General features: G+C 59.5%; 15 protein-coding genes. 13 read left to right on the forward strand and 2 right to left on the reverse strand.

Annotated features, from left to right (window positions below):
* The first annotated feature begins 37 nt into the window (after positions 1 to 37).
* From ABIB48_RS10080 to ABIB48_RS10115, 8 genes are all read left to right on the forward strand, one after another.
* Entirely contained in the window at positions 38 to 604 is a 567-nt protein-coding gene (locus ABIB48_RS10080) for a gluconokinase (RefSeq protein WP_354212897.1), read from the forward strand.
* Between the two features lies 1 nt (position 605).
* Positions 606 to 1082 carry a redox-sensitive transcriptional activator SoxR gene (gene soxR / locus ABIB48_RS10085; RefSeq protein ID WP_315913074.1) on the forward strand — a complete coding sequence of 159 codons (477 nt, stop codon included), beginning with the start codon at positions 606 to 608 and terminating at the stop codon, positions 1080 to 1082.
* 126 nt (positions 1083 to 1208) lie between these two features.
* Positions 1209 to 1769, forward strand: coding sequence for a flavin reductase family protein (locus ABIB48_RS10090; protein WP_211315129.1), 561 nt, complete (start codon positions 1209 to 1211; stop codon positions 1767 to 1769).
* 303 nt (positions 1770 to 2072) lie between these two features.
* Positions 2073 to 3440: a hemolysin family protein gene (locus ABIB48_RS10095; RefSeq protein WP_354212898.1), complete on the forward strand. Its 1368-nt coding sequence runs from the start codon at positions 2073 to 2075 to the stop codon at positions 3438 to 3440.
* Positions 3437 to 4495: a hemolysin family protein gene (locus ABIB48_RS10100; RefSeq protein ID WP_110106599.1), complete on the forward strand. Its 1059-nt coding sequence runs from the start codon at positions 3437 to 3439 to the stop codon at positions 4493 to 4495. Before ABIB48_RS10095 ends, ABIB48_RS10100 begins: the two co-directional genes overlap by 4 nt.
* A gap of 75 nt (positions 4496 to 4570) precedes the next feature.
* Positions 4571 to 5497 (forward strand): metal ABC transporter solute-binding protein, Zn/Mn family, encoded by a 927-nt coding sequence (locus tag ABIB48_RS10105; protein ID WP_354212899.1) that lies wholly within the window; start codon positions 4571 to 4573, stop codon positions 5495 to 5497.
* On the forward strand, positions 5494 to 6324 hold the full coding sequence (locus ABIB48_RS10110; RefSeq protein ID WP_245932217.1) for a metal ABC transporter ATP-binding protein: 831 nt from the start codon (positions 5494 to 5496) through the stop codon (positions 6322 to 6324). Before ABIB48_RS10105 ends, ABIB48_RS10110 begins: the two co-directional genes overlap by 4 nt.
* The gene (locus ABIB48_RS10115; RefSeq protein WP_110106601.1) at positions 6321 to 7196 is read left to right on the forward strand and encodes a metal ABC transporter permease; all 876 of its coding nucleotides are present in this window, start codon (positions 6321 to 6323) and stop codon (positions 7194 to 7196) included. Before ABIB48_RS10110 ends, ABIB48_RS10115 begins: the two co-directional genes overlap by 4 nt.
* A 146-nt stretch (positions 7197 to 7342) precedes the next feature.
* Here ABIB48_RS10115 and ABIB48_RS10120 read toward each other — a convergent pair whose 3' ends face one another.
* Positions 7343 to 7750, reverse strand: coding sequence for a Fur family transcriptional regulator (locus ABIB48_RS10120; RefSeq protein ID WP_110106602.1), 408 nt, complete (start codon positions 7748 to 7750; stop codon positions 7343 to 7345).
* A gap of 117 nt (positions 7751 to 7867) precedes the next feature.
* Here ABIB48_RS10120 and ABIB48_RS10125 point away from each other — a divergent pair, with 117 nt between their 5' ends.
* Entirely contained in the window at positions 7868 to 8524 is a 657-nt protein-coding gene (locus ABIB48_RS10125) for an MBL fold metallo-hydrolase (protein WP_110106603.1), read from the forward strand.
* A gap of 64 nt (positions 8525 to 8588) precedes the next feature.
* On the opposite strand, the gene ABIB48_RS10130 is transcribed toward ABIB48_RS10125, so the two are convergent.
* Complete coding sequence (locus ABIB48_RS10130; protein ID WP_110106604.1) at positions 8589 to 9668, reverse strand: PLP-dependent cysteine synthase family protein; 1080 nt, start codon at positions 9666 to 9668, stop codon at positions 8589 to 8591.
* Between the two features lie 64 nt (positions 9669 to 9732).
* Between ABIB48_RS10130 and ABIB48_RS10135 the strand changes: the two genes are divergently transcribed.
* The 4 genes from ABIB48_RS10135 to ABIB48_RS10150 all read left to right on the forward strand — a co-directional run bounded on the left by ABIB48_RS10135 (position 9733) and on the right by ABIB48_RS10150 (position 14236).
* Positions 9733 to 10593, forward strand: coding sequence for a sulfurtransferase (locus ABIB48_RS10135; RefSeq protein ID WP_110106605.1), 861 nt, complete (start codon positions 9733 to 9735; stop codon positions 10591 to 10593).
* Complete coding sequence (locus ABIB48_RS10140) at positions 10590 to 11639, forward strand: NAD(P)-dependent alcohol dehydrogenase (protein ID WP_110106606.1); 1050 nt, start codon at positions 10590 to 10592, stop codon at positions 11637 to 11639. The genes ABIB48_RS10135 and ABIB48_RS10140 overlap by 4 nt, the downstream gene beginning before the upstream one ends.
* A 54-nt stretch (positions 11640 to 11693) precedes the next feature.
* A complete protein-coding gene (locus tag ABIB48_RS10145) occupies positions 11694 to 12122 on the forward strand; it encodes an HIT family protein (RefSeq protein ID WP_315913083.1) in 429 nt (142 codons plus the stop codon).
* 140 nt (positions 12123 to 12262) lie between these two features.
* A complete protein-coding gene (locus ABIB48_RS10150) occupies positions 12263 to 14236 on the forward strand; it encodes a BCCT family transporter (protein ID WP_354212900.1) in 1974 nt (657 codons plus the stop codon).
* Positions 14237 to 14242 lie beyond the last annotated feature (6 nt).

Here is a 14242-nt window from a genome sequence, read left to right on the forward strand (position 1 = left end):
CGGGGTTTCTGGCCCAAGGTTTGGTATACAAGAAGCTATGACTACCCCTGAAGATGCTTCACCTTCACCCACCAGCCGAGTGCCTGCTACCCGAAAGTCTGCCACCCGGATTGTGGTCATGGGTGTTTCCGGGGCCGGTAAGTCCACCATCGGCACGCTCGTTGCGGACGCCCTGAATGTCCCCTTCGTGGACGCCGATTCGCTGCATCCGCTGGGAAATGTCCGCAAGATGGCCGGCGGCACCCCGCTTGATGACGATGACCGCTGGCCCTGGTTGTACCTGGTGGGCCACGAATTGGCGGCCACCACGGCCAGCGGAATTGTGGTGGCCTGCTCGGCGCTGAAGCGGCGCTACAGAGACGCCATCCGGGAACAGGCGCCCGACACCATTTTCTTGCACCTCGATGGCACGCTTGAGGTGCTTAGTGCAAGGCTTGAGGGCCGCTCCGGGCACTTCATGCCGCCGAAGTTGCTCGCCTCCCAGCTGGAAGCCCTGGAACCGCTGGAAGCCGACGAGTCCGCCGTCGTGGTTGATGTGGGTGGGAGCATGAGCGAAATTCTGGACCGCGCCGTGAGCGGCATTCGCCAAGTGCACGGGCAATAACATGTCCGACGCCGGAGCAAGCCTCCGCGCGCAGGAACAGTTGAGCGTGGGCCAAGTTGCCCAACGTGGTGACGTCAGCGTTTCAGCACTGCACTTTTATGAGCGGCAGGGGCTTATTTTCAGTTCCCGAACCTCCGGGAACCAGCGCCGCTACCCCCGCTCAGTGCTGCGCCGTGTGGCTGTCATCCGGGCAGCCCAGCGTGCAGGCATTCCGCTGTCCCTGGTGCGCGGGGTCTTTGCCGAACTCCCTGATCACGGCGTCCCCACCCAGCAGGATTGGCAGCGCCTGTCCGAGCACTGGCAGAGTGAATTGGACGCCCGCATCGCCGCTCTGCAAAAACTGCGGGGCAGTTTGGGTGGCTGCATTGGCTGCGGTTGCCTTTCGCTGGCAGAATGCGGCTTCGTCAACCCTGATGATCAGGTAGCCGATTTGGGGCCAGGGGCGCGGGCGTTCGACGGCATCGATCGGGATGAATAATACAACGGTGTCCAGCGGTGTGAGGGGCCTCATGGCGCTCCGGCTTGACCTCAACTAAGGTTGAGGTTCTAGAGTCACTTGAGGATCTTGGCCCAGAGGTCAAGACGCGGTGAGAGGAATTTTGTTATGACTGTGCAGGCCCATCACGTTCAGCTCGGTGCACCGTTAACGCAAGAAACCATGACGGCGGGCTTCAAGGCAGCCTTCGGCGGGCACCCTGCCGGCGTTTCCATCATCACAGCCGATTCTGTGACGGGGCCAGTGGGCATTACGGCGTCGTCGGTGGCTTCAGTTTCCGCAGACCCGCCGCTTTTGGCCTTCTCATTGGCTGCCTCGAGCGGTTCGGCGGCGGCGATCGCCGTGGCCGACTCTGTTGTGGTGCATCTGCTCACTGCCGGGGATCTAGAGTTGGCCAAGACCTTCGCAAACTCCGGAGCTGAGCGATTCGCTGGAACAATGGCCTGGACCCGGCTGGAGACAGGTGAGCCGCTGCTGTTGCACGGTGGCTACGCGCTGCGCTGCAAGATCATCAGCCGTACCCCGGCCGGCGGCTCCTTACTGCTGGCGGCGCACGTTCAAGAGATCATCACCTCCGAAGATGGTGCGGCGCATGGAGACCATGTGCCCATGGTTTACCACGGCCGTAACTTCCATGCTTTGGGCGAACACACAATCTTGCCCCACTAGAGATTCACGGCAAACTCACGGCTTTTGTTCACCTGTTCGACACCGAAGTCTCAGCAGTCCCGGTGTGCACTGGGGTAGACTGAACGTCCAATGGAAAGTAAATCTAGGGGCCGGCGCAACGGCTTACAGGGCACTGAAGGTGCCACTTGTATTCACGTTGCTCATGCCGGCAAAACCCGTACACATGACCACAGTTCCCTCACCCCCGCAGTGGCCGGCCCCAGCGCCGACCACCCTCCGCCGGCGGTCAACCCCCCTCAACGGACAGCATGGCTGTCCGTCACATCTAGGGGGGTGCTGTAAATGGAATGGTTACTACTTGCAGCAGGCCTGCTGTTAATCCTTGGCACAGGATTCTTTGTTGCCGTTGAATTTTCCCTCGTTGCGCTGGACCAATCCACCGTGCAACGGGCCGTGAACAATGGGGACAAGGCAGCAGTTCCGCTGCTGCGCTGTTTGAAGTCTCTATCTACGCAACTTTCCAGCTGCCAGCTGGGTATCACCTTGACTACTTTGTTGACGGGATTCCTGATGGAACCGTCACTGGGAGCCTTGCTCCAGGGACCGCTAGGCGTGCTGGGCATCCCCGAACTGGCAGTTGCTGGCATAGCGTTGGCCCTGGCCATGCTGATCGCCACGCTCCTGTCAATGCTGATTGGCGAACTGGTTCCCAAGAACATGGCCATTGCCAAGTCGCTTGAAATCGGCAAGCTGGTGGCCCGGCCGCAACTGGTGTTTACCGCCGTTTTCAAGCCCGCCATCATTGTCCTGAACGGCTTCTCCAACAAGGTGCTGAACGTGTTCGGCATGGAAGCCAAGGAAGAGATTTCCGGCGCCCGATCGCCGTCGGAGTTGGCCTCACTGGTGCGCCGTTCCGCAGCCATGGGCACCTTGAACAAGGGAACGGCAACGTTTGTGGCCCGCACCCTGAGCTTTTCCGAGCGCACCGCCGCAGACGTCATGACACCGCGCATGCAAGTTCAGACGATTGAAAGTACCCAGTCCGTGGCGGAGATCATTGACGCCGCCCGGCGCACAGGCTTCTCCCGATTCCCTGTCATCTCTGAATCGCCAGATAACATTGTGGGCGTGGTACACCTGAAAAAGGCTGTTGCCGTGCCCTCCCACAAACGTGAATCGCTCCAAGTTGGCGCCATCATGACTGATGTTCTGCGGGTGCCGGAAACTGTTCACCTGGACGCCTTGATTCTTGAACTCCGCGAGGGAAACCTGCAAATGGCCGTGGTACAAGATGAATATGGTGGCACTGCCGGCGTGACCACACTAGAAGATCTGGTGGAGGAAATTGTTGGGGAAGTTTCCGACGAGCATGACCGCATCAAGCCGGGCATTTTGCTCGGTGCTGACGGGACCTGGCTTTTTCCTGGACTCATGCGCCCCGACGAGGTCACTGAGCGCATTGGCCCGCTCAATGTTCCAGACGAGGCAGGCTACGAAACTGTGGGCGGCTTCATGATGGCAGAGCTGGGCCGCATCGCCGTCCCCGGTGACAGCGTCACTGTGGAGGGAGGGACTCTGGTGGTTGATCGGATAGAACAACGCCGTATTGACCGGATCCGGTTCCTTCCGGCACCAAGTCCCGACGGCGCCAAAGGTGGCCCCGGTGCCACCGAAGGTGCAGCCTCAAAGGAACGCGGTGAGCGAGCATGAGCCCCATTGCCGGAATTGCCTGGTTGGTGGTGCTGCTCCTGGGTAACGCCTTTTTTGTTGCCGCCGAGTTTGCCGTCATGACTGCGCGCCGCAGCCAGATTGAACCTCTGGCGGACGCAGGTTCCAAGCGTGCCAAGATCACCTTGGGCGCCATGGAAAACGTCTCGCTGATGCTGGCATGTTCGCAGCTTGGCATCACGGTGTGTTCGCTGCTGATCTTGAACGTCTCCGAACCTGCCATCCATCACCTGCTGGCCGCACCACTGCATGCCCTGGGTATCCAGGACAATGTGGCATCACCGGTGGCCTTCATCGTTACCTTGGCGCTTGTGACCTTCCTGCACGTGACGTTCGGTGAAATGGTGCCGAAGAACATGAGCGTTTCCGCAGCGGATAAGGCGGCCTTGCTGCTGGCACCGCCGCTGGTACTTGTCACTAAAGTGGTGCGGCCCCTGATTGTGGCGCTGAACTGGACTGCCAACCATATTGTGCGGTTGTTCGGGATCACACCCCAGGATGAGGTGTCCTCTACCTTCACGCTGGAAGAAGTGCAATCGATCGTGGAGGAATCCACCCGCAGTGGGCTGGTGGTTGACCAGACGGGTCTGATCACCGGTGCCCTGGAATTCTCGTCCCAGACGGCCCAGAGCATCATGGTGCCCTTGGCGGATCTGGTCACGTTGCCAGCAAATGTCACCCCCGCGGACTTTGAACGTGCCGTGGGTAAAACAGGCTTCTCACGCTTCGTTTTTGCTGATGAGGCGGGCGTGCTGATCGGCTATTTGCACCTGAAGGACGTGCTGCGGATTCCCTTGGAGCGCTACCAGATGCCCATCGGTGAAGCACGTGTGCGTTCCATGGTGAATCTGGCGGCCACCGAGGAAATTGAGGATGTTATGGCTACCATGCAGCGCACCGGCTCACACATGGCCAGGGTTATCGATGCCCATGAACAGACCATGGGCGTGCTGTTTTTGGAGGATGTTATTGAGCAGTTGGTAGGCGAGATCCGCGACGCTACTCAGACGCACATCCACGAGCGACGAAAAGCTTGATGCGAACGGTTCCTAATATGCGCTATGCTGGTCTTATTGGTAACAATTCTCATTAGCATCCCGTAAAGGAACCTTATGTCTTCACGTCGGCGCACATTTCTTGCCGTGGGCTCAATAGTGGCCGCCTCCCTCACCCTCGCCGCCTGCGGTGGTGGGGGAGGCGTCTCCACCACCGCCGCAGCGGAGGGCACCATCTCGGTGGTGGCCTCTACCAATGTGTACGGGGATATTGCCCAGGCCATTGGCGGGGAGTACGTCAGCGTTCATTCCATCATCGCCAAGGCCTCGGCGGATCCCCACGGGTATGAAGCCAACGCTCAGGACAAGCTGGCGGTCTCCAAGGCGCAGATCGGCATTGAAAACGGCGGTGGCTACGATGACTTCTTCGCCCAGCTGGCCAAGGGGCAGCTGGATTCGGGAGAGATTGTCAATGTCAGCGAGCTCTCAGGATTGGACACCGGAGCGGACTTCAACGAGCACCTCTGGTATTCCGAACCCACCATAATCAAACTCGCCGATGATCTCGCAGCCCGCTTCTCAGCAGTGCTACCGGCCCACGCGGAGACTTTCACCACCCAGGCGGACGATTTTAAAGCCGGTCTGAAAGAGGTGGCAGATGGCCTGGCCCAGGTGAAGACAACCTTTGGTGGTGAGTCCGTGGCCATCACTGAGCCCGTGCCGCTGTACCTTCTAGAACAGGCCGGTCTGACTAACAAGACCCCCCATGAATTCACGGATGCAGTAGAAAGCGGCAATGACGTCCCGGCCGCAACTTTGGTGGAGATGAAAACTCTGCTTTCTTCCGGCACCGTTGCGCTGCTGGCGTACAACGAACAAACCGCAAGCCCACAGACCGAACAGGTTAACGCCGAAGCCGTGGCCGCCGGTGTTCCCGTGGTGGACTTCAATGAAACTCTTCCGGAAGGGTCCACCTACCTGCAGTGGATGCTTGCTAATGTTAACCACTTGGAACAAGGACTAAAAGCAGCGGCCGCCAAGTGAGCGAAGCCGCTGTCATAACACTGAAACGGGCCACATTAGCGTACGGGCCGCGAACTCTCTGGGAAGATCTGAACCTGACTGTGGCCCCCGGAGAATTTCTCGCCGTCCTCGGTGCTAACGGCAGCGGCAAAACCAGCTTTCTGAAGACCCTGCTGGGCATGACCCAGCTTAGTTCCGGCACGCTCATGCTTGATGGTGCACCTGCTCGCCGTGGCAACCGCACCGTTGGCTACGTTCCCCAGCAAAAGAATTTCGCGCCAGACACCCCCTTGCGGGCCAGGGATTTGGTGGGCTTGGGTGTTGACGGTGACAAATGGGGCTTCCGTCTCCGCGGCCGGTCCTACCGGGCGCGTGTGGATGAATTACTGGAGCAAGTGGGTGCCACCAGTTACGGGAATATCCCGGTGGGCATGCTTTCCGGTGGTGAGCAACAACGGCTGCGCATTGCCCAGGCCGTTGCCGCCAACCCGAAGATTCTGCTCTGTGATGAGCCGTTGCTCTCCCTTGATTTGAATCATCAAAAAGAAGTCAGTGCCTTGGTGGGCCGGCAAGCCAAAGATCACGGGGCCGCCGTCGTGTTCGTCACGCATGAAATCAACCCCATTCTGGAACACGTGGACAGGGTGCTGTACCTGGCAGGTGGAAAATTCACGCTCGGAACACCGCAGGAAGTCATGCGCAGCGAGGTGCTCTCGGAGCTGTATGGCACACGGGTTGAGGTACTCGCGCTGGACGGACGGCTCGTGGTGGTGGGCGGTCCGGACACGGTCCTGGATGGGCATGCGCTGGACACGCTGGGCTCCGTGACGGAACGGGAACTTTCATGAACTGGACAGATTTTTCTGATGCCGTCTTCAACTTCTCCAACTATGGCGAACTGCTGCCGCTGTTCCGGGACACGTTGCTGGCCGGTGCCATCCTCGGTGTGGTTGGCGGGCTGATCGGCACCTTTGTCATGATGCGGGATTTGGCGTTTGCGGTGCACGGCATTGCCGAATTATCCTTCGCGGGGGCCGCCTTTGCCTTATTGATTGGCGCGGACGTCATTTTTGGATCCTTGGTTGGCTCCATTTTGGCCGCCTTGTTATTGGGAGTCATGGGTGTCCGGGCCCGGGAGCGTAACTCGGTCATTGGCGTCATCATGCCATTTGGGCTGGGTTTGGGCATCTTGTTCCTGTCCCTCTATGAGGGCCGCTCCGCCAATAAATTCGGGCTCTTGACGGGGCAGATTGTCTCCGTTGATTCAACTCAGCTCTCCGTCTTGGCGGGCACGGCACTGGTGGTGGTGGTGGGGCTGGCCCTGATTTGGCGGCCGCTGACATTCGCCAGCATTGATCCTGACATTGCAACAGCACGCGGAGTGCCCGTGCGCACACTCTCGTTGGCGTTCATGTTCCTGTTGGGCATTGCCGTGGCGCTGTCGATCCAAGTGGTGGGTGCCCTACTGGTTTTGGCCCTGCTCATCACGCCCGCCGCCGCGGCCTTGCAGGTCACGGTGGCGCCCCGGAGGGTGGTTGTGCTGAGCGTGGCCTTCGCCATGATCTCCACCGTGGGTGGAATCATGCTGGCCCTGGGCGGCAGCATCCCCATTAGCCCTTACGTGACAACACTTTCCTTCGTGATTTACTTGCTGTGCCGGGCCACAGGGGCGGTGCGGCGCCGTCGTGGTTGGTCCCAGCGCCCCGCTTTGGCCGCATAGCTTCCCGGGTCCTCTGAAGCTGCACACGGTTTGGGCCCCAATGGTGCGCTACTTCAAAAGTGGCGCACCATTTGAGATCTTCCGTACGCACGTCCAGGGTAGGACGAGGCAGAGTGGTACAGGGAAAGGGTGCGCAGCAGAACGGCTTACGCGGCTGAGCACTCCGGGCACAGACCGTAAATTTCCACGGTGTGCTGGACTTGGGTGAAGCCGTTGGCTTTGGCGATGGCCGCCGCCCAGCTCTCCACCTCTGGTGCCTGCACCTCCACTGTTTTCCCGCAGTTGCGGCACAACAGGTGGTGGTGGTGGCTGGTGGCGGAACAACGCCGATACACGGCCTCGCCTTCGCCGTTGCGCAAGGTGTCCACCAGACCCTCTTCAGCCATCGAGGCGAGGATCCTGTAGGTGGTAGCGAGTGAAACCCGGGTTCCTTGTTCATGCAGCAAGCGGTGCAGTTCTTGCGTGCTGACGAAGTCGTCCAGAGTGTCCAATGCTGCGCCGATGGCAACACGTTGCTTGGTGACGCGCTGCTCCTTCACCGGGGCATCCGACATGGTGCTCTCTTACTCTCATAGGGGCCGTGTTCCAATCACCCAGCCTAGCGCACCAGCATGAAAAGTCCCGTGGCGCCGCCCATGGCCGGGGCGGCGATACGGGCATAGGCTGACAGCATGTTGCTAACAAAATACACCCACTCTTGTATCCGGCTCGAGCAAGACGGGCGCGTGCTGGTGCTTGACCCGGGGATCTTCTCGGAGTCCGCCACGGCGCTGGCGGGGGCTGACACCGTCCTGATCACGCATGAACATCCGGACCATTACGACGGCGATGCCCTGGCACACGCGCTCTCAACCCTGCCGGACTTGAGCGTTCACGCTCCGACCGGTGTGGCCCGCGACTTGCGGGTGCGGGCGCCAGAGGCGCAGGGCCGGATCATGGACGCGGCGCCCGGGGAGCGGTTCACGGCCGCCGGTTTTGCCGTTGAGTGCTTTGGCGGACAGCACGCCCTCATTCACCCCAGCATTCCCGTGGTGGCCAACGTGGGCTACCTGATTGATGATGATCTCTATCACCCAGGGGATGCCCTCATAGTCCCCGACGGGGTCAGCGTGGGCACCTTGTTAGTACCCGTCCATGCGCCGTGGTCGAAGGTGTCCGAAGTGGTGGACTTTGTGGTCTCGGTGCGCGCCCCGCACGCGTTCCAAATCCACGACGGCCTGCTCAATGAGCAAGGACTCGCGTTCACGGAGTCGCACATCGCCCGCATTGGCGGGCTGCACGGGGTGAAATTTCGGCACTTGCACGCCGGGCAATCCGTGGACATTTAGGCGTGGCGAGGTACAGGGTTTAGCCGGTCCTGCCCGCTTATCCGTCCAGCCCGTCCTGGCCGGTTTAGCCGTTCCAGAGGCCAGTGGCGAAGAAGTCTTCAATGACTTGTAGGTGCGGTGCGGGGTCCAAATCCTTCTCGCGCAGCCACGCCGCATTGTTGTAGCTACCCGCGTACCGTTCACCGCCGTCACACATCAGCGTGACAATGCTGCCCTTTTCTCCGGCAGCCACCATGGCCGCCACCACCTGCCACACGCCCCACAAATTAGTGCCCGTGGACGGTCCGGCGTGCATGCCGGTGAACTGTTCAAAGTGCTTCATGGCGGCCACGGAGGCGGCGTCGGGAATTTGGAACATGGCGTCAATGACCCCTGGCACAAAACTGGGCTCAACCCTGGGCCGGCCGATCCCTTCAATGCGGGAGGACGTGCCTGTGACGGTGTCCATGTCCCCGCTCTTCCATGCCGGGTAAAAGGCCGAACCTTCCGGATCCACCACGGCCAGTTGCGTAGCGTGCCCGTGGTAGCGGATGTAGCGGCCAATGGTGGCCGAGGTACCACCGGTGCCGGCGCCCACAACAACCCACGCCGGTTCGGGATGGCGCTCATGGGAGAGCTGGCTGAAAATAGATTCGGCAATGTTGTTGTTGCCGCGCCAGTCGGTAGCCCGTTCAGCATAGGTGAACTGGTCCATATAGTGACCGTTGGTTTCGGCGGCAATGGCGGCGGCCGCCGAATACACCTCATCGGCGTTGTCCACAAAATGGCAGCGTCCGCCGAATTGTTCAATCAAGGAAACTTTTTCCGGGCTGGTGGAGCGGGTCATGACGGCCACAAAGTCCAGGCCCAGCAACTGCGCAAAGTACGCCTCTGAAACAGCCGTGCTGCCGGAGCTGGCCTCCACCACCGTGGTGCCCTGGTTGATCTGGCCGTTGACCAGGGCAAACAGGAATAGCGAACGGGCCAGGCGGTGCTTCAAGCTGCCTGTGCGGTGGCAGGATTCATCCTTTACATACAAGTCAACGCCCCACGCCTGCGGTAGCTCGATCTTGTACAGGTGGGTGTCTGCCGAACGGTTGTTTTCGGCTTGAACCTTGCCTATGGCGGTGTTTGTCCAGGACCAGTCAGGCTGCAAAGTGTTCATGCTTGTCAGCGTATCGCAGTAGATTTGGGGAAAGTTGCATGCGAATCAATTTCCAGGAGCTGCCATGAGTGTCCTTATCACTGTTGACCAACTGAACGCCCGCCGCTTAGCCGGTACGCGGACGGTGTTGTTGGACGTCCGCTGGGCGCTGGGGGACCCCCACGGCCACGAGCATTATGTGGCCGGTCATATCCCGGGCTCCGTCTTTGTGGATTTGGACACCGAACTGGCCTCGCACGGGTTGCCAGCAGATGGCCGCCACCCCTTGCCCGCGGAGGCGGACTTTGCTGCCGCAGTGCGCCGCTGGGGTATCAATTCAGGTGACACGGTGGTGATTTACGACGACGCCGGGGCGGCTGCCGCTGCCCGTGCCTGGTGGCTTTTGCGCCATGGCGGCCTCACGGAGGTGCACCTGCTCGACGGCGGATTGGGCGCCTGGCGTGCAGCCAACCTTCCCCTCACAGAAGGCGAGGAAACCGCGGAACCAGGTGATGCAGTGGTACATTTCGGGGCGCTGCAAACCATTGACGCCGATGAGGCAGCCACCTGGGCCGGAATTTTGCTCGATGCCCGGGCAGGGCAGCGGTACCGGGGTGAGGTTGAGCCCATGGATCCGCGCGCCGGGCATATTCCGGGGGCGCTCAGCGCCCCAACCAGTGAGAATCTGGTGGATGGGCACTTTTGTTCCCCGGAGCAATTGCGGGCACGGTTTGCTGCCTTAGGCGTTATGGAGGGAACCGCCGTTGGCGTGTATTGCGGATCCGGGGTGACGGCGGCGCACCAAATTGCTGCCCTGGAGATTGCCGGGTTCACGGCGGCCCTGTACCCGGGCTCGTGGTCCGCGTGGTCCAATCAGCCCCAGAGGCCCGTGGCAACAGGGCCTTCTAGTGGCAGGGGTGAGAACGGCGATAGGGTGGAAGCATGACCCTTGTAAAAGCTTATGCAGCTGTTTCTGCCACGTCCGGACTCCGACCCAGCACTATTGAACGCCGCGAGCCCGGAGCGCACGACGTTGAAATTGCGATTGAATTTTGCGGACTGTGCCACTCTGACGTGCACACCATCCGCTCCGAATGGGGACCTGCGAAGTACCCGCTGGTGCCGGGGCATGAAATTGTTGGAATTGTGAGCCGCGTTGGTGAGTCCGTGGAAGGTTTCACCGTGGGCGAGCGGGTTGGTGTTGGCTGCATGGTGGATTCCTGCCGCGAATGCGACTCCTGCCTGGAAGGCTTCGAGCAGTATTGCGAGGTAGGAAACGTTGGCACCTACAATGTGGCAGATCCACGCAATGGTGGTGCTATCACCCAGGGTGGCTATTCACAGGGCATTGTTGTGGATGAGAACTATGTAGTGCACATTCCCGAGGGCATGGACCCGGCCGCGGCAGCACCGCTTCTGTGTGCCGGAGTCACCACTTACTCACCGCTGCGCTACCTTGACGTCCAAGAAGGCGACAAGGTCGGTGTTGTTGGTCTGGGCGGGCTGGGTCACATGGCGGTGAAGATCGCCAAAGCTCTCGGTGCCACCGTCACAGTGTTCACCACCTCGCCCTCGAAGGCGGAAGCTGCCAAGGCCTTGGGTGCCGATCATGTAGTGGTGTCCACGGATGCGGCGCAAATGGAATCGGCGAAGAAGTCGCTCAATGCGATCATCGACACGGTTGCCGCCGTTCATGACATCAACGCGTACCTGCGCACACTGGCTCGCGACGGGGCGTTGATCCAGTTAGGTCTGCCCTCAGAGAAGATGCCGCCCGTAGATCCGGGCCTGCTGATCCGTGGCCGCCTTGCCTACGGTGGTTCCCTAATTGGTGGGATTGCAGAGACCCAGGAAATGCTTGATTTCTGCGCCGAGCACGGCGTTGTTTGCGACATTGAGCTAGTGAGCGCTGATGAGCTTGACGGCGCCTATGACCGGCTGGTTGCTGGCGATGTCAAGTACCGTTTTGTCCTTGACGTTTCCACCCTCTAAACACACTTTTTCTGTTGTTATTCTCTTTCCTTTTGTGATTCTGAGGAGTCTTTTGTGAGCACCCTTTTTACCAAGATCATCAATGGTGATATTCCCGGCCGTTTCATCTGGAAGGATTCCGAGTGCGTTTCCTTCCTGAGCATCGGCCCGCTGACGGATGGGCACGTGCTGGTGGTGCCGCGGCAAGAAGTGGACAAGTGGACGGACGCAGCACCTGAACTTCTCACACACCTGATGGCTGTTGCGCAGAGAATTGGCCAGGCCCAGGTGGCCGCCTTTGGTGCGCCCCGGGCGGGACTGACCATTGCCGGTTTCGAGGTGGAGCACTTGCACGTGCATGTGTTCCCCGCGTATGGGCTGGAAAACTTTGACTTCGGCACGGTGAACAACCACCCGGACCCTGAGCTCATGAACGCCAGCGCGGAAAAAATCCGAGTGGCTTTACGTGATGCTGGCCACGGTGAGTACGTGCCAACTGCCTAGTATCCACGGATCTGGAGAAAATGCCCCAGTCACAAAAAATTCTCGGCTGTGTGTCCGCGCCCAGAGACCGGTAACGTTGGCGTCCGTTAAGTTTAGCTAGGTTTAACGACACAACTTTTCCGCGGACGGGAACTCAAGCAATGCCACAAGTGCATAAATCTGGGCAGCATGTAGGCCAGGATGGTCAGCTGGAAAAAGAGGACCACACTCTTTTGCAGACCATTGAAGAGAACTACCCTCACGATATTCATCCAGGCCTTGTGCCAGGAATTTCGGTGGATGAACAACGGATTAAATACGGTACTGACAGGCTGGTCTTTAGCCTCGCTGCGGTGTTGATCCTGGGATTCATCGCCTGGGGCGTGATCTCCACTGACTCGCTGAAGAGTGTTTCAGATGCGGCATTGAGCTGGGTGGTAGCCAACACAGGCTGGCTGTTCACCTCTCTTGTTTCGCTGGTTTTGGTGTTCATGATCTTCATCGGATTTAGTAAATATGGCCGCATACCCTTGGGGACCGACGGGGAAAAACCGGAGTTTTCCAAGTTTTCCTGGATTGCCATGATGTTCTCTGCTGGCATGGGCATTGGATTGTTCTTCTTTGGCCCTTACGAGCCGCTGACGTACTTCATTACACCGGCGCCCGGAACAGCCGCTCCGGAAACAGCTGACGCCATTCACAAGGCCATGGCGCAAACCATTTTCCACTGGGGACTGCATGCGTGGGCGTTGTACGCGCTAGTGGGTGCGGCGGTGGCCTACGGCGCGTACCGGCGTGGCCGGGTTCCTTTGATGAGCTCAATTTTCACCTCACTGTTTGGCAAGCGGCAAACTGAAGGTGTCCCCGGACGGCTGATCGACATGTTCGCCATTGTCGCCACACTCTTTGGAACAGCAGCATCCTTGGGAATCGGGGCCTTGCAAGTGGGCCGCGGTGTGGAGATTGTCAGCGGTATTGGCAAACTCCCCAACGCCGGGCTCATCCTCATTATTGCGATTCTCAGCGCGGCCTTCGTGGCCTCGGCTGTCTCAGGTGTTGGGCGCGGCATCCGCTGGCTCTCCAACATCAACATGACACTGGCCTTGGTGCTGGCCACCTTTATCTTTGTAGCTGGACCCACCTTGTTCCTGTTGAACCTTGTCCCAGCATCACTGACCGAGTACCTCTCTGAATTGCTGCACATGATGAGCAAGGGCCCCTCATGGGGTGCTGATTCAGCTGACTTCTCAGCCACCTGGACCGTGTTCTACTGGGCCTGGTGGATTTCCTGGTCACCCTTTGTAGGGATTTTCCTGGCCCGCATTTCCCGCGGCCGGACCCTGCGCGAGTATGTGCTGTACGTTCTGGTTGTTCCCACGGTGGTCTGTGCGCTGGCCTTTAGCGTGTTTGGTGGAACCGCCATCTGGCTGCGTATGAATGGCGCCGATATTGGCACCAACGCCTCTCCCCAAGACCTGTTCTTTTCCGTGCTGGATCAGTTACCGCTAGCGCAGATCACACCCTTCTTGGCCATGACCTGCGTTGCTATTTTCTTCATCACCTCCGCTGATTCGGCGTCCGTGGTGATGGGCATTCTTTCCCAGCGCGGCAAGGCGGAACCGGATAAGAAGATTGTGGTTTTCTGGGGCCTGGCCATGATGGGCATTGCCGTGGTGATGTTGCTGGTAGGCGGTAACACGGCGTTGCAAGGATTGCAAAATCTGATCATTGTCTCTGCCTTGCCCTTTGCCATCATTTTGTTGCTCATGATGATTGCCTTCGCGAAGGACCTCCACACGGATCCCATGATGATCCGGGCGGAGTATGCCGAACAAGCCATTGAGAACGCGGTCAAGGCGGGCATTGACGAACATGGCGATGACTTTGCCCTGACCATTGAAAAAGCAGCCGTAGGCCACGGCGCTGGTGAAGACTTTGACTCCCACGGCAGCGAAGTCACCGATTGGTATCAACGCCATGACGAAGAGGGCGAACCTGTTGATTACGACTACAAAGCTGGGGAGTACGCCGACGGCTGGGTGCCCGAAGACGGCACCGAGCCCAGCATTGACTCCACGCCTGCCGATCCGCAGGAACAGGACCCGGAACCTGACCCGGAGTACGTCAAAAGCTAGAACGCG

The organism is Arthrobacter sp. UYCu511 (assembly GCF_040547105.1).
In the GTDB taxonomy this organism is placed as follows: Bacteria; Actinomycetota; Actinomycetes; order Actinomycetales; family Micrococcaceae; genus Specibacter; species Specibacter psychrochitiniphilus.